The 14,748-nt window shown below is 53.0% G+C and carries 13 protein-coding genes; 2 read left to right on the top strand and 11 right to left on the bottom strand.

The genetic code is table 11. The features are described from left to right. Nucleotides 1-5: 5 nt before the first annotated feature. A complete protein-coding gene (locus tag NLX71_RS15435) occupies nt 6-371 on the bottom strand; it encodes an urease subunit beta (RefSeq protein ID WP_254364740.1) in 366 nt (121 codons plus the stop codon). A 95-nt stretch (nt 372-466) separates the two neighbouring features. Next, nucleotides 467-775: an urease subunit gamma gene (locus tag NLX71_RS15430; RefSeq protein ID WP_254364640.1), complete on the bottom strand. Its 309-nt coding sequence runs from the start codon at nt 773-775 to the stop codon at nt 467-469. 333 nt (nt 776-1,108) lie between these two features. Here NLX71_RS15430 and NLX71_RS15425 point away from each other — a divergent pair, with 333 nt between their 5' ends. Both NLX71_RS15425 and gerQ read left to right on the top strand, forming a co-directional pair. Next, nucleotides 1,109-1,942: an aldo/keto reductase gene (locus NLX71_RS15425; protein ID WP_254364638.1), complete on the top strand. Its 834-nt coding sequence runs from the start codon at nt 1,109-1,111 to the stop codon at nt 1,940-1,942. Nucleotides 1,943-2,117: 175 nt separating this feature from the next. Further along, nucleotides 2,118-2,564 (top strand): spore coat protein GerQ, encoded by a 447-nt coding sequence (gene gerQ / locus NLX71_RS15420; protein WP_254364637.1) that lies wholly within the window; start codon nt 2,118-2,120, stop codon nt 2,562-2,564. Nucleotides 2,565-2,627: 63 nt separating this feature from the next. Here gerQ and lplT read toward each other — a convergent pair whose 3' ends face one another. The 9 genes from lplT to NLX71_RS26615 all read right to left on the bottom strand — a co-directional run bounded on the left by lplT (nt 2,628) and on the right by NLX71_RS26615 (nt 14,033). Further along, nucleotides 2,628-3,863: a lysophospholipid transporter LplT gene (gene lplT / locus NLX71_RS15415; RefSeq protein WP_254364635.1), complete on the bottom strand. Its 1,236-nt coding sequence runs from the start codon at nt 3,861-3,863 to the stop codon at nt 2,628-2,630. Beyond that, on the bottom strand, nt 3,860-5,989 hold the full coding sequence (locus NLX71_RS15410; protein WP_254364634.1) for an AMP-binding protein: 2,130 nt from the start codon (nt 5,987-5,989) through the stop codon (nt 3,860-3,862). Before NLX71_RS15410 ends, lplT begins: the two co-directional genes overlap by 4 nt. Nucleotides 5,990-6,201: 212 nt before the next feature. Next, nucleotides 6,202-7,494 carry a metallophosphoesterase gene (locus NLX71_RS15405; RefSeq protein ID WP_254364633.1) on the bottom strand — a complete coding sequence of 431 codons (1,293 nt, stop codon included), beginning with the start codon at nt 7,492-7,494 and terminating at the stop codon, nt 6,202-6,204. Continuing rightward, nucleotides 7,421-8,155, bottom strand: coding sequence for an MBL fold metallo-hydrolase (locus tag NLX71_RS15400; protein ID WP_254364632.1), 735 nt, complete (start codon nt 8,153-8,155; stop codon nt 7,421-7,423). Before NLX71_RS15400 ends, NLX71_RS15405 begins: the two co-directional genes overlap by 74 nt. A gap of 225 nt (nt 8,156-8,380) precedes the next feature. Beyond that, nucleotides 8,381-9,496, bottom strand: a complete 1,116-nt coding sequence (locus NLX71_RS15395) for a Ger(x)C family spore germination protein (RefSeq protein WP_254364630.1) — start codon at nt 9,494-9,496, stop codon at nt 8,381-8,383. After that, nucleotides 9,493-10,596 carry a GerAB/ArcD/ProY family transporter gene (locus tag NLX71_RS15390; RefSeq protein WP_254364629.1) on the bottom strand — a complete coding sequence of 368 codons (1,104 nt, stop codon included), beginning with the start codon at nt 10,594-10,596 and terminating at the stop codon, nt 9,493-9,495. The genes NLX71_RS15395 and NLX71_RS15390 overlap by 4 nt, the downstream gene beginning before the upstream one ends. Before the next feature lie 43 nt (nt 10,597-10,639). Continuing rightward, the gene (locus NLX71_RS15385) at nt 10,640-11,749 is read right to left on the bottom strand and encodes a Ger(x)C family spore germination protein (protein WP_254364627.1); all 1,110 of its coding nucleotides are present in this window, start codon (nt 11,747-11,749) and stop codon (nt 10,640-10,642) included. An 88-nt stretch (nt 11,750-11,837) separates the two neighbouring features. Next, complete coding sequence (locus tag NLX71_RS15380; protein WP_254364626.1) at nt 11,838-13,376, bottom strand: spore germination protein; 1,539 nt, start codon at nt 13,374-13,376, stop codon at nt 11,838-11,840. A 531-nt stretch (nt 13,377-13,907) separates the two neighbouring features. Then, complete coding sequence (locus NLX71_RS26615) at nt 13,908-14,033, bottom strand: hypothetical protein (RefSeq protein ID WP_302058261.1); 126 nt, start codon at nt 14,031-14,033, stop codon at nt 13,908-13,910. Between the last annotated feature and the right edge of the window lie 715 nt (nt 14,034-14,748).

Here is a 14,748-nt window from a genome sequence, read left to right as displayed (position 1 = left end):
CACGGTTAAGCTCCTCCTTCCCATTCGGCCAGCCGGATGCGAACCGGCTCCGGGAGAACGCCGCGCTGAACGGCGCCCCGGGACAAACCGTTCAACCCGTAAGACAAACGCTCGCCCCCAAGCTCGGTAAGCCGCACCTTCTTCTCTTCGCCCGGCTCGAAGCGGACCGCCGTGCCGGCAGGAATATCGAGCCGCATCCCGAAAGCTTCCGCCCGGTCGAATGAAAGTGCCCGGTTAACTTCGAAAAAATGATAATGAGACCCGACCTGCACCGGCCGGTCCCCCGTATTCACAACGACGAGGTCCGACTTTTCTTTTCCTTTGTTCAGCTTGATCGATCCCGGTTTGATCCGGTATTCGCCCGGTACCATAGACGCTCCCCTCTCTGCGCCGGCTTTCCTGCGCTGCACACAAAAGCCGCTCCATATGTCACATAAATGAACGGCATTCCATTGGCCATCAACGGTTAGCCTTTCCGAATCGGCTGATGCACCGTAACCAGCTTCGTCCCGTCCGGAAACGTCGCCTCCACCTGCACCTCGTGAATCATTTCCGGCACGCCTTCCATCACCTGCTCCGCCCGGAGTACCGTCGTTCCGTACTGCATCATTTGCGCTACCGTCTTCCCGTCGCGCGCTCCTTCCATGATCTCGGAGGTAATGAGCGCCACGCTTTCCGGGTAGTTCAGCTTCACGCCGCGCGCCAGCCGCCGCCGGGCCACATCGGCCGCCACGGTGACGAGCAGCTTCTCTTTCTCGCGTTCCGTCAAATACATGAAACACCTCCCAAACCCAAATAAGCTCTCCAATGCGATAATGCGATATATTAACGTATATCAAAATTAATATGGAAGCGTGTAAGTTTGCTAAAAATCACCATTTTTTGGGGCTAAGGTCATTGATGAAGGATGGTTTAAGACAAAAGTATTGAGTAATAAATGAATATGCATGGCTAATTATATTAAATTAGGTTTTATTTGTAAATCATTTCTTCAAGGCGATTCATCAGCATCCTTCATCCCACGTGATCCGGACCGCAATTTTTCGTTCCGCAGCCGTTTGTGTTATCATGAAATAGAATGAAATTTGTCCAGGGAGGGAATTTGAGCATGACCGTGATTCAGCGAAACAGCGACACTACGGTGTTGAACAACGGCGTCCGCATGCCATGGCTCGGACTGGGCGTCTGGAAAACCAAGGAAGGCGACGAGGTCGTCCAAGCCGTGCAGCATGCGCTGGAAGCCGGTTACCGCTCCATTGATACGGCTGCCGTCTACGGCAACGAAGCCGGGGTAGGCCAAGCGATTCAAGCCAGCAGCATTCCGCGCGACCAGTTGTTCATCACGACGAAAGTATGGAACGCAGATCAAGGCTATGACAGTACGCTTCGGGCTTTCGAGGAAAGCCGGCGGAAGCTGCAGCTCGAGGTCATCGACCTGTACCTCATTCACTGGCCGGTGAAGGGCAAATATAAGGAAACGTGGAAAGCGCTCGAAAAGCTGTATAAGGACGGAGTCGTCCGGGCGATCGGCGTCAGCAATTTCAAAGTGCACCATCTGGAGGATTTGCTGCAGGGTAGCGAAATCGTTCCTGCGGTTAACCAAGTCGAATTCCATCCGCTTCTGATTCAACAGGAGCTACGGACGTTCTGCAAGGAACACAAGATCCAGCTCGAAGCTTGGAGTCCGCTGATGCAGGGTAATCTCGAATTGCCGCTGCTGAGCGAGCTTGCGGATAAATACGGCAAAACGCCAGCGCAAATCATTCTCCGTTGGGATTTGCAGCACGGGGTGGTCACCATTCCGAAGTCCATTCGCGAAAGCCGCATCCGCGAGAACATCAACGTCTTTGACTTCGCCTTGTCCGACGATGATATAGCGCGTCTGGACGGCCTGAACCAAGACCGTCGCTTCGGTCCGGACCCGGATCATATTGATTTTTAGTTCGGAGAGAGCCCTTGTAAATCGAGGGCTCTTTTTTACATCCGTGTACGAAAGGACGAGGAGTTCCCATAAAAAAAATCCGTCACCAAACATTCGCCCACACCATAGTATGAATGGTGTGCTCCAGCCCAGTCGAAACCCAATTCAAGCGAAGTTTGAAGGAGGATTATGAGCGATGTATAGCAATCCGACCAAAGCAGTACCAACTCCTTATGGCGCCGGTTACCCCAGCCCCGGCTTCGGCCAGCCTACTGCGCAAGCGGTGCCGCCGATGATTCCGGCAGGCTCTATGATTACAGCTGCAGGACAGCCGGTGCCGATGGCGGCCGCGCCGACCACCCCGGGGCAGCTGCCGATGGAGCAGTCCTTCATCGAAAACATTTTGCGGCTCAATTTGGGCAAAATCGCTACGCTGTATATGACGTACGAGAACAACACCCAGTGGAACGCCAAAATTTTCAAAGGGCGTCTGGAAGCCGCCGGCCGCGACCACATCATCATCAGCGATCCTAAAACCGGCATGCGCTTTTTGCTGCTGATGGTCAACCTCGATTACATCACGTTCGACGAACCGCTTCAGTATACTTATCCGTACGGCTCGGCCTCGCTGCCGGGACGCTAAGCGCAACAAAGACCGGACCCTGCCAGGCGGCGGGGTCCGGTCTTTGCTTTGAAGCACGAACGATCATATGCGGGAATCGGCAACTCCGGCGTTTTTCCGCTTCAGCATGACGGCCTGGAACACCAGATACAGCACGAACAGCGCCAGCACCAGCCCGACGCCGTAGATCGACGTCTCCACGCTTGTTCCCGCAGCGGTCGCTTGCGTATACGCCCGCACGCCCGCAAACATCAGGATGTTCTCGAACAAGTTTTGCACGGCAATCGTTTTGCCTGCGCCGATCTTCGGGTTGCCTACCTTTTGCAGCACCGAGTTCAGCGGTACGACGTAGACGCCCCCGGCGAAACCGACCGCCAGCAAAATGAACACCGTCACGTACAAATTGCCCAGCATCGGGAAAACGAGAATGAGCACCACCATCACGACGCCATACAGATAAGAGTTCAGATACTTATGCGCCGGGATCAGCTTGGGAGCAGCCAGGGCTCCGGCCATAATGCCGATCGCCGTAACCGCAATCAGCATCGAAATCTGATCGACCCCGTGAATGCCGAGATGCAGCGGAATCCATGCGATAACCGCCACGCGAATCACCGACGACGTCAACCAGAACGAACCGGTGCCGATCAGGCAATAGCGGGCCGTCCGGTCCCGGAACAGCCGGGCGATATCTTTAAAGAACAAGATCGAATCTTTGATGTAATGAATGTTTGGGTTCCCCGCCACCCGGGGAATCGAAAGCGACAAAAGCAGCGCGGTCACGTACAGCAGCAGGCAGGCGACGATACACACCGTCAGCGACTGCTTCGCCAGAATGCCTCCGCCCACCGTACCGGCCAGAATGGCGATGATCGTATACCCTTCGATCTTGGCATTCGCCTTGAGCAGCTCGGAATCGAGCTGCTTCGCATCCGTCGCGGAGCGGCTTAAAATTTCACCGAGGATGCCGTATTTCGCCGGACTGTACACGGCTGCGCCGATTCCGATTACGGCGTAGCTTAAGACAGGCTCAAGACCGAAGAGCAGCCCGACGATCCCGATCGCTTTCAGCGCGTTGCCGATCAACAGCACGACCGACTTCGGATGCTTATCCGCGAAGCTTCCGACGAACGGCGCCAGAACGACGTAAGCGAACAAAAAGGCTTGCTGCACATTGCCGATATACGATTCGGGATACGCCTTGGCCCGCAGCATCTCAATGATCGCGAACAGAATAGCGTTATCGGCGAACGCGCTCCAAAATTGCGAGACGAGCAGCGCATGGATCGGCTTGAGTCTGAGTTTGTTCCATAGGTTCATACAGCGTTCGCTCCTTCGTCTGCCGCCGGCTCTTCGGCCAGCTTTTTGAGTGCCACATAATCCGGCTTGCCGCTGCCCAGAATCGGCAGCTTCTCGACCCGCATAAGCTTGGACGGGGTCATGAGTTGAGAATGCCCGTGATCCTTCACGAATTGCTTGATCGTCTGAATCTGATGCTCTTCCTGCGTCACGAATAGTATGATTCGTTCGCCTTTGCGGCTGTCCGGCACGCTGACTGCGGCTACGTTCGCGTCCCGGTAGCAGCTTGCCGCCATCTCCTCCACTTGGTTCAAGGACACCATCTCGCCGCCGATCTTCGCGAACCGCTTCACCCGGCTCACGATCGTCACAAAGCCGTCTTCGTCGATCTTCACTACGTCTCCGGTATCGTACCATTCGGGACACGGCTTGAAGCCCTCTTCGTGGAGCAGGTAGCCCTTCATTAAGTTCGGGCCCTGAATCAGCAGCTTGCCGCCTTCCAGCCCCGGCACCGGCTCCAGCTTATATGCGATGCCCGGGAGCAATTGGCCGACCGTGCCTTTGCGGTGCCACATCCGGGTGTTCATCGCCACGACCGGCGACGCTTCCGTCGTGCCGTAGCCTTCCACCGGGCACACATGGAACTTGTCGACCCACAGCTGTCGGACTTCGTCCTTCAGCTTCTCGGCTCCGGCGATCACGCAGCGAAGCGATTGAAAATCGTACGGATGGGCCGCTTTGCCGTACGCCGCCAGAAACGTCGAGGTGCCGAACAAAAACGTCGCATTTCGATCGTAGGCCAGCTCCGGGATGACTTTGTAGTGGAGCGGGCTCGGGTACAGAAACACCTTCACGCCGTTCAGCACCGGAAGCACCGTCACCAGCAGCCCGAGGCTATGGAACATCGGCATGGCGTTGAAAAAAACGTCCCGGGCGTTAATGTCCATCACCGTGCGCGTCTGCTGCATGTTCGCGTACAGGTTCGCATGGTCCAGCACGACCCCTTTCGGGACGCTTTCACTGCCGGAGGTGAAGAGCACAATCTCGGTATTGTTCACCGTCGCCTTCCGCTTGAGCAGAAAATCCGCGAAGCCGGATAGCTTATCGCTCATACGGAGCGTGTCCTTCATGTCTTCCAAATACAGGACGCGGTACTTGTGGCCGAGACTTTCGATCAGCGGCGTCAGCTTTCCTTTGTCGACAAACTGTCTGGAAGTTAGAATCGTGCGGACAGAAGCGGTTTCGCAGGCGATGCGCATGTTATTTTCTCCGGCCGAAAAGTTGAGGATCGCCGGCCGTTTGTCAAGCTTGAACAGCGCGAACAAAACAAGCAGATGGGCGGCGGAATTCGGCAGCAGGACGGCGACGCCCGGCTCGTCTTTCAGCTCGGAAGCAAGCTTTCTGGCAAAGACGTAGGAAGCGGTCAGCAGCTTTTTGTAAGTAAACGTCTGGCTCAAATCCTCGCATACCGGGAAGTTGTAGCCGTGGTGCTTGGCGGCGGTCAGCAGTTCGTTGAACAGGTTGATCCCGGTCTTCACCCGGCTGCTCACCAGCTCGGCTTCCAGCTTCTTCTGGATTTGCGCCGCAGCGCGTTCCTTTTGCGATTTCATCGACTGGCTGCGGTCATAATCCAAAGTAAACGGATCGCCGATCTGCACGGTAACCTTGGGGAACCATACTTGCCGGATTTTATGCTTCAGGTAAGAAAATTTGGACCGTTCCGGGCCGTTCAAGGCAATCGGGTACAGCGTCGCGCCCGTGCGGAGCGCAATGTAGCCGACGCCGCTGTATATTTTCATCAGCGAGCCGCCGCTCGCGGTATTGATGCGTCCTTCCGGGAATACGAGGAGCGGGGCCCCTTTCTGCACGGTCTTGACCATCTGCTTCACGGAGTACGGATTCATCGGATCGACGGCAATATGCTTGCGCAGCCGGATCAACGGGGCGAACCGCTTGGCAATGCGCGTGTTCACGACGAACGTCACTTCCTCCGGCAGCCGCGTAGCAAGCAGCGCCGCGTCGATCAGCGACAGATGATTCGGAATCAGAATGGTCGGTTTGCGGAAGTCGAGCTTTTCCAAACCGCTGAATCTCGCTTGAAAGAACAGGTTGAGTACGATTCGGGCCAACCATTTTACCAATACCATAGCCATTCCCTCCGTCGGTGCTTTATGTTTTTGCGATTAGTTCTTAGCACCTGGTCTTAAACCATATTGTACGCGGATTCGACAAAGCGGGTAGTACTAACTTTGCGTAGTACCCGAAGCGTACTGCATCCTATTCCGGAAGAACGAAAAAAGAAGCGCCTCCGACCGTTTTCGCCGTAAGAGGTGCTTCCTTTGTAAAATGGACAGATCAATTATGAATTCAGCGTGCTTCGATCCTCAAGAGAGGCCAGCTCGATGACGGACAATGCCTTCGCAACCTCGGTCCGCGCATCGCCTGGATTCGACCATTCCCGGGTATAGCCGAGACAGCTGCATACGTACAGCGTGCCGCCGAAGGTTTGCCGCTTCCGGTAATGCACGTGGCCGCAGACGGCCAGCTTCACGGAGGAGGCGTACGATTCGATCAGCTTCCCGTACTGCTCGCTTCCGAGAAAGGCGTTAAAGTAGCCCCACACCTCGCCGGCGTTCGGGACGGTAAAATAACGGTGCGGCAGGACGTGGGTCATCACGATGACCTTCTTGTCCCGAAGCGCGCTCAGCTGCTCGTCCAGCTTCTGCACGAAATAATCGCAGACCTCCGTCGTCGGCCGGTCCCATAGGGCAAACAGACTGTCCTGCCACGTCCGCTCGCCGAGCGACATCCGGTCAAACTCCTCCTTCGTGTAGCGGTCTGCGCCGAACGAGTAATCGTACCAGCCGATATCTCCGACGACGGCCCATTCTTCATTGATCATGTAGACGCCGTTCGCGAGGTTCCCTTCGAACGCTTGCAGCTCGCGGTACGAATCCCAAGCCGTACGTTCCGGATTATGGATGTTCCACAAATCGTGATTGCCCGGAACGAACAAGCACGGAATGGACAGCCGTTCCCGGATATACCTGAGCGTCTTCAGCGTCATGGCGCTGTTGTTGGAGATGTCTCCGCCGATCAGCAGCAGGTCAATCTTCTGCGCAAGCGCCGCTTCGCAGAGCGCGTCCTCGACCGAAACAGAGCAGCCGGGGTTATTGGTATCGATATGCAAATCCGACAATATGCCGATGTTCAAAACGGTTCCCTCCTCGTTCTCCTGTAGGCTTGGGCGGATCGGATGGCGATGGCGGATCAAGCGGGCTCGGCACCTCGCCGCGGAGCACGATGCGTTCGCGCCGCTCTCCGGCACGGACGGGATCGCCAAGAGCAGCGCCCGCGTGTACGGATGGACCGCACCGCGAAACATAGTTTCGGCCGGCGCAAGCTCGACGAGCGTGCCCAGATACATGAAGGCGACCCGGTCGCTCATGTACTGCACGACGTTGAGATCGTGCGAGACGAACAGCGTAGCAGCGCGAAGCGCCGCTGCAGTTCGAGCCTTCGCAATCTTTCGGTTAGCATGGTTTCTCCATCCGTTGTTTTTATTTCTTCCGGCTGTATTACAGCCGATATTGATCGCCCGTGCGGGCGAGATCAATCGGTCCTGGATACGTCTCTTGCGCTTCCCGGACAAGCTGGCCGAGATCGCCGTATTGGGGAAGATGCGTCAGCACGAGCCGCTTCGCTCCGCACTGAGCGGCGAGCCTTCCCGCTTCGCCGGCGGTCAGATGGCCGCCGATTTTGCCGAAGTATTCGTTGTACAGATTGCTTTCGCAAAGCAGCAGATCCGCGTTCCGGCCGATTCGCACCAAATCGTCGTTCCAAGCGGTATCCGCCGTAAACACGAGCGTCTGTCCCCCATGCTCAATGCGCATGGACAGGCACGGAACGGGATGGGTCGTATGCCCGAAGGTCCAGATCAGATCACCCAGCGCAAGCGTATCTCCTACCGCAATGACATGCGAATGCATGTATTCTCCGTAAGCGAGTGTCGCGAAAGCCGTAAGGTCCGCGTCGTGGGCATAAATCTCGATCGGCTTCGTCCTGCGGCCGAGCTGCATCAGAATCATCGCCGCATGCTGAAGGCAGTACACGTCGGCGATATGATCGGTATGGTAGTGCGTGAGCACGACCGCATCCAGCTCCTCCAGCGGCAGATGCCGCTGAAGCTGGGCAAGCGCGCCGGAGCCGCAATCCAGCAGCACGTTGACCGACTCCGTCTGAATCAAATACGACGCCGACGCGGAATCCGCAGCCGGATAAGCGCCCCACGGGCCCAAAATCGTCAATTTCATTTCGTTGTCCCCTTTCCATTCAGTATCTTCCTTCGCTTTGTTGTATTCTCTACATTTTTACTTTATCCTGTTAAATGAATCCAAAGATGATGTGAAGACGGCGCTGCGCTAAAGCGGCGATTGTCATTTCGTGAAACAACGCAAAAAAGGCTCTTGCTCGCATCCTTTGCGGCAAGGGCCAATCTTTTTTCTCCGGATTTCTCGGAATTTTATATCCTGTATGCGTCACTTGATGGCCCCGGTGCTCTTGAGCGTCAACTTGACTTTTACGTTCACGTCCGCTTTTGCGAACGCATTGTCCCACTCCTCTTGCACCTGCTTGAATGCCTTGAATTGGTACGCCCGCGCGAAGACGCCGAAGCCGACCGGATCGACCTTCAGGCTCTGGAATTTTTTCACCAGCTCCGAGAATTGCTTGTCCAGCTGCTTCTCAATCGCGGCTTCCAGCTCTCCTCCTTTTTTTTCAAAATCAAAAGGAAACAGCCTCTGCGTCAAAGCTCCTGATAAATGGATGTCCACATCAAAACGAAACTTCCCTTGATTGTAAGCCGTTTTAATTTTGACCTTCTCGGTACCTGCGTTGAAGCTGACCATATCCGAGGCGAAAACACCGCTCTTCCGCTCATGCGGGATATGGATATTGAAAGGAATCTCTTCTACCGTACGCCGCTGCAGAATGAGCAGCAAGGAGCTTTCCTGTCGATTCAGGGAGCCCTTGTATTTGCCCTTGTTATTCAGGAGCGCCGTGCCCGTCACCTCGAATTCCTTGTTCAATTTAAGCTCGGAAATGGAGATGCTCATGCCTTTCTCGTACTTTTGGTCGATCAGCTGTTGCACCGTCGTCCGGACGGTGAAGTTACGCCGATTGTTTTTATCGAGCAGCCTGGTCAGATGAAGGGAAAGCCGCGGCTTGTCCTTAGGAGAATAGTGCATCACATCGGATAATTGGCCGTCCACAAGCACGACCTTGGCATTGACGGTCTGCTTCCCGTCCCGTAAAAAAACATCCGTCAAAGGCAACCAATCCGCCCGCTCCGTCAGTCGCTTGCTGACAAACAATATTTGCGATTTCCCACCGACGGTAAGGGCGGACACGACGGCATCGAGCCGGTTTCTGGCCGTGCGGATCGTCTTGGACCGGAATTCGTAGTCTTCATTTTTTTTCTTCGCTTCTTTACTGAACACGGGAGCGGCCGTAGAGACCATCAAGTTATCTTTCTCGTCCACATCGAGGCCTATCGATAAGCTGAGCGTTAAATCCTCGATATTCGCCTGATCCCAACAACCGGGCAGCATCGCCACGAATACGACTAATGCTGCCGTCCGTACCCATCGCTTCATGTTCCCCCTCGCCTCCAGCGCAGACGATCGTGAAGCCATACGTACAGCCACAATATATATGGGAACAAATAGCCGAAGAACATCTCCGTCAGGTTGACGACTTCAATCCATTTATCGGTCTTGTTGAACGTCGGCATAACAAAGATCACGCTGCCGATAAAAAGCAGCATTACCCATTGAAGCAGTTTACGGTGATCCTCTCTGCCGAAAATCCAATTGATCGAGAAAACGGAAAAATATATTCCCGGCAGCCATGTGGTTGAAATGATCATAATAAAGAAAGAGAGAAAAACGATTTCCAGCCGTTCGATAAACCGGAATTCCATCGTTTTGAGCACATTGACTGAGGGCTCATTAAAGTGGGTAATGGCATCCGGGCTATAAAAGACGTTGCAGGTCACGGTAACATGCAGGTAAACGAGCAGCGTCAGCACATTGGCGATAACAATCCCCCTTGAGGCGTATTGTTTGGATTTTAGAAACGGATACAGGAGAAACGACGCTTCAAACCCTAAAAAGGCGTACAGCGCCGGCTTCATCGCAAGCAGGATCGGATGCAGACCCTCTTTAAACAAGGGAAGCATGTACAGCCAATTGCTTTCTTTCAAGGAGAGCAGGTAGAAGAAAGGCATCCACAAGGTGATATAAAAAATGAGCTCCGCATAGCGGCCTAAAACGCGAACGCCTCCCCGGGCAAGCAAATACGACGGAATGGCGAGTAGAATCAGCATGACGACATCAGGAGTTTTCGGTAAAATCCACGACTTGATAAACAAAACAGCCCTTACCATGATGGTATAGGAAAAGAAAGCAAAATACATTGCGGTCAAGACCGCTGCGGCTCGTCCCACCCATTTTCCCGCGTACCGCTTCAGCAGATCAAAAAGCGTCCCGTCCGGGTGCCGCTTCATCACTTGAACTATCGTTAAACTAGAGCAGGTGGCAATGAAAAAACAGATGACGATAGCGATCCATCCGTCGGTTCCTGCGAGTTCGGCCAACTCCCGCGGCAGCTGCAGCAAGCCGACGCCCAATTGAATGCCGGCGATCAGAAAAATATATTGCATCAATGTAATGTCATTAAACGCATACTTTTTCATCCGTTATCACCCGCTTTACGAATTGAACAGGCTCGGGCATCTCTTATTTGGCCGGCCCCATATCGACAATTTCTGTTTTTACGGAAAGCTTCACATCCGCCTTGGCAAACGCTTCGCCCCAACGATCCTGCACCTTCTTGTAGGCTTGATACTCATGAGCGCGGGCGTACAGCCCGAGACCGATCGGATCGACCTGATGCTTTTGAAAACTTCGGATCAGTTGTTCGAACTGCCGCTTCAACTGCTTGTCAATGGCCTGCTGCAGCTTGTCTCCCTTTTTTCTGACGTCAAACGGGAATAACCGTTCCGACAAAGCAATGGGCAACCGAATATCGATGTCGAATTGAAACTTGTCTTGAGCGTGCTTCGTTTTAATCTTTATCTTGCTACTTTTGACCCGAAAGGTGGTCACGCTTCGTGGGACGGGACGTCCATGACCTTTTCCGGGAATTTCAACCGATAGATTTATTTCCTTTCCGCGGTTTTGCAAAAGAAGCAGCAAGCTGCTCTCTTGAAAGCCCAACAGCTCCCCATACTTCCCGCGCTCGTTCAGCACCGCTGTTCCTGTCACCTCAACGGCTTTACTCATCTTAACTTCACTAATCGATGGCGTCATTCCCTTCTCGTACATTTGCCGGTGCAGCTCCTGCAGCGTCGTTCGCACGGTTATTCCTCTCCGGTTGGCCGTGTCGATCAATTTGGTCATATGCAGAGGCAGCCGCGGCTTATCGAGCGGATAGAAGTCAATAATTTCTGAAACCGGCCCATCGACGGCGATGACTCTGGCGTTCACGGAATACTTGGCGTCCCGGTATACGCCATCGAACAGCCGGAACCAATCCGGATGCTGTAGTACGCGCTTACCTACCAGCATAACCTGTACCTTCCCCCGAATGGTCAGTCCCGTCGTCATCGCATCAAACCCCGTCATCGCTTGGCGAAACGTTTCTGTCTTGCGGCCGAACTCTTCGTTTTTCTTCACCGCTTCCTTGTTAAATACAGGGCTGGATAAGTAATACACCATATGGTTATCTTGGTCCAAATCCATGCCGAGCATTAAGCCGAGCGTCAAATCCTCGACATTGATCTTATCGTTGCTGCAGCCTGGAACGAGCAGAAGAACCAGCAGTCCGAGCATAACCCATCGTTTCATGCGAGCCGCCTCCGGGTAACACGAGTTTTCATCCACAGCAAAAACCCACAGCTTCCAAAAAAGCACGGCCCGAAAAAAACTTCTTCATTCAGCCGTCACCTTTCGGGTGGTTGTCGCCCATTCTTCGCGATTGAACGGCCCGCGAGCTCTTGGGACGCTTCCTCATGTTCCATAAGGGCAGACGAAGGAACGTGTCTTTCATATCCGCGAACCGCATCGGGGCGATCGGGTTGCCGTAAGGTGTGCCAAGCGATTCCAGCGAAATCAAATGCCCGATCAAGGTCATCATGCCGATCACGATGCCCACAATCCCGAACATCGAGGCAATGATCATCATCGGGAACCGAAGCAGCCGGACGCCGGACGCCATATCGTAATTCGGGATAATAAACGAAGCGATCGCCGTGGAAGCGACCACGATAACCATAATGTTGCTGACGATTCCCGCGGAAACGGCCGCTTGCCCGATGACGATGCCCCCGACAATCCCAACCGTTTGGCCGACGGGAGCCGGAAGCCGGACCCCCGCTTCGCGCATCATTTCCAGCGTAATTTCCATAAGCAGAGCTTCGACAAGCGGAGGAAACGGAACGCGCGCCCGGGATTCTCCGATCGACAGCAACAATTGCAGCGGAATGACCTCGTAATTAAAGGAAATGACGGCGATATAGAGCGCCGGCAAAAAGACGGCTAAGGCAAATCCCCCAAACCTCAGCAAGCGTGTAAAGGACGCGACCATCCAACGTGTGCTGTAATCGTCCACACTTTGAAAAAACGATGTAAACGTCGCGGGGCCGATCAATACACTTGGCGAACGGTCGACAACGACGACGAATCTCCCTTGCAGCAATTGGGCGGCAGCCGAATCCGGGCGTTCCGTGGCAATAAACTGCGGGAAAGGCGAATATGGGTTGTCTTCGATCAGTTCGGCCAATTCCCCTGTGTTAATAATGGCATCGATGTCCAACTGCCGAATGCGGTCATCGATTTCTTTTAATATTTCGGGATGAACGATATCGGCCATGTATAAGATGGATATCTGGTTTTTCCCCCGGCGGCCGATCGTCAGCTCCTTAATTTTCAGCTCGCGGTTCGGGATGTAGCGGCGGATCATCGCAATATTCTGGCTGCCGGTTTCGACAAAGCCTTGATGCGCGCCCTTAAGCGATGCTTCGAGCTGCGGGTCTTCGATCGCCCGCTGCGGCCATCCTTGGGTGTTGAAGACGACGGCTTCGCTGCGGCCATCCTCGAACAAAATGCTGACGCCCTGCAGCATGGACATTTCGAGATCGGACCACAGACTTATGGTCTTGACATTCCCGACGTTCACCCGGGGCAAATTGCCCGGCGCGTCCGCATCCGATTCGAATTGAAGCGGGCGCAGCACGTTGTTGTTGAGGGCATTTTTGTCCGTAAGCCCGTCCAAATAAGCGATTGCCGCCTGTCTGCCCGTCTGTTTGATCACGAAATGGCGTATGACCAAATCGGGCGTCTGACTGAACAGCTCGTGCAAATCCGCTATATTTTGCGCTAATACGGAGCTGATCGGGGTATTCAGCTTGTGGTTCGCCTGCGCCTGCGCCGTAAAGCTCTTCTTTCCTCGAATCCAATTATGCAAAAAAGCCATGGCGATCATCCTGTGTGTTGTAGAGAATAAGTTACACGTTAGGATGCGGTTTCCATGGCAAAGTTATACGTGAATTCATCGTCTAGTTCATCCGTTCTCATTTCGCGGCTGTTTCCCCATTCAAATCTTCATCCGTTATCGAATATCTGATCAGAAATTCATACCAATATTGATCAAAAGAAATGTTGTTCCTGTCCTGCAAGGTCAAGTATCGATCCCATAATCTCATCCGGAGTGTTTCCAAGTCGGTCGTTGGCTCCATACAGCATTCTCCTCCCAGGGCGCATGATCAACTTTATGAGATCAGTCTATGGGGATATATCCAAAGGAACACGGTAGTTGCCCAGGTGAGGAGAAATAAAAAAAATCCCCGCCAGCCTATGCCAGCGGAACAGGCCGAAGCCTTCCGGCACAAGGTGAAGGGATGTTCAGGGATATCCGCCTGACAGTCGCAGCGCAGCGAGCCGCGACCGAGTTATCAAAAGAGTCCCTGACCAGTCAAATTACTGGCCGGGACTCTTATTATTTTTATTAACCGCCCCATCCATGATCGTTAAGAGTTGCCATATTTGTCGGTGGTGTCGGTTGTGTTGGAATAAGAATAATACCACTTAACAAAATCAACCCCATCGTCAAAGATAGAAATGCTTTTTTCATAAATCAAACACTCCTTCTACAATATGTTTGTACCCTAACTTCTGCTGCTCCGTCGCGTAATCTCTGTGCTCCCGGAACAAAGTTATACATTTCTCGAAACCCAAATAATATTTCATAACTTGCGCGAGATATAAGGCATATAGCAGCTCATCGATACCAACAACAATTCGATTTTTTTTGAAGCTGTATAATGCTTTCTCATACCAAAATTGAAATAATTGCATACCATCCAAATAACTTACATCAGAATTTACAGGAGGGAGTTTTTTTACAAGCGTTTCCAAAATGTCATCAACTTCAAAATCGAACCGATTTGCTGACTCGATGATAGTTTTGGCACCTAACACTTAATGATTTTTGAGTATAGCGTTAGTATATATTCACTTTTTGTTTCGTCTTCATTTAAGTCTGATTTGCCCGTTTCAATAATAGTAATACAATCAAACTGTGCTTTCTCTTTGTATTGAATTAGTACGTTATGTATCTCATTTACCTTGTTCAAGATACATCCAAACGGTAATTCTAAACCATCATAAAAAGAAACCATTGACAACCTTATAGCGGGAATCTGATAATCCCCCCAAATGTAAAAAAGAAAAGATTTGCCTCTATAATGCTTATTCAAATATGCCGACCATGTGAGCGTCAAATACTCCCCACCTTTCAAGAACCTCAAGCTCATGAGAAAATGAAGGCATCTTGAACGGGAGGTTGC

Origin of the sequence: Paenibacillus sp. MZ04-78.2, assembly GCF_024213375.1 — a bacterium.
Taxonomy (GTDB): domain Bacteria; phylum Bacillota; class Bacilli; order Paenibacillales; family NBRC-103111; genus Paenibacillus_G.
The sequence above is the reverse complement of the archived record's forward strand: the minus strand, read 5'-3'. Positions and strand labels throughout refer to the sequence as shown.

Excerpts from the sequence above, each read along its gene's own strand:
- NLX71_RS15435 (WP_254364740.1), bottom strand. The coding sequence starts at position 371 with ATGGTACCGGGCGAATACCGGATCAAACCGGGATCGATCAAGCTGAAC.
- NLX71_RS15430 (WP_254364640.1), bottom strand. The coding sequence starts at position 775 with ATGTATTTGACGGAACGCGAGAAAGAGAAGCTGCTCGTCACCGTGGCG.
- NLX71_RS15425 (WP_254364638.1), top strand. The coding sequence starts at position 1,109 with ATGACCGTGATTCAGCGAAACAGCGACACTACGGTGTTGAACAACGGC.
- gerQ (WP_254364637.1), top strand. The coding sequence starts at position 2,118 with ATGTATAGCAATCCGACCAAAGCAGTACCAACTCCTTATGGCGCCGGT.
- lplT (WP_254364635.1), bottom strand. The coding sequence starts at position 3,863 with ATGAACCTATGGAACAAACTCAGACTCAAGCCGATCCATGCGCTGCTC.
- NLX71_RS15410 (WP_254364634.1), bottom strand. The coding sequence starts at position 5,989 with ATGGTATTGGTAAAATGGTTGGCCCGAATCGTACTCAACCTGTTCTTT.
- NLX71_RS15400 (WP_254364632.1), bottom strand. The coding sequence starts at position 8,155 with ATGAAATTGACGATTTTGGGCCCGTGGGGCGCTTATCCGGCTGCGGAT.
- NLX71_RS15395 (WP_254364630.1), bottom strand. The coding sequence starts at position 9,496 with ATGAAGCGATGGGTACGGACGGCAGCATTAGTCGTATTCGTGGCGATG.
- NLX71_RS15390 (WP_254364629.1), bottom strand. The coding sequence starts at position 10,596 with ATGAAAAAGTATGCGTTTAATGACATTACATTGATGCAATATATTTTT.
- NLX71_RS15385 (WP_254364627.1), bottom strand. The coding sequence starts at position 11,749 with ATGAAACGATGGGTTATGCTCGGACTGCTGGTTCTTCTGCTCGTTCCA.
- NLX71_RS15380 (WP_254364626.1), bottom strand. The coding sequence starts at position 13,376 with ATGGCTTTTTTGCATAATTGGATTCGAGGAAAGAAGAGCTTTACGGCG.
- NLX71_RS26615 (WP_302058261.1), bottom strand. The coding sequence starts at position 14,033 with ATGAAAAAAGCATTTCTATCTTTGACGATGGGGTTGATTTTGTTAAGT.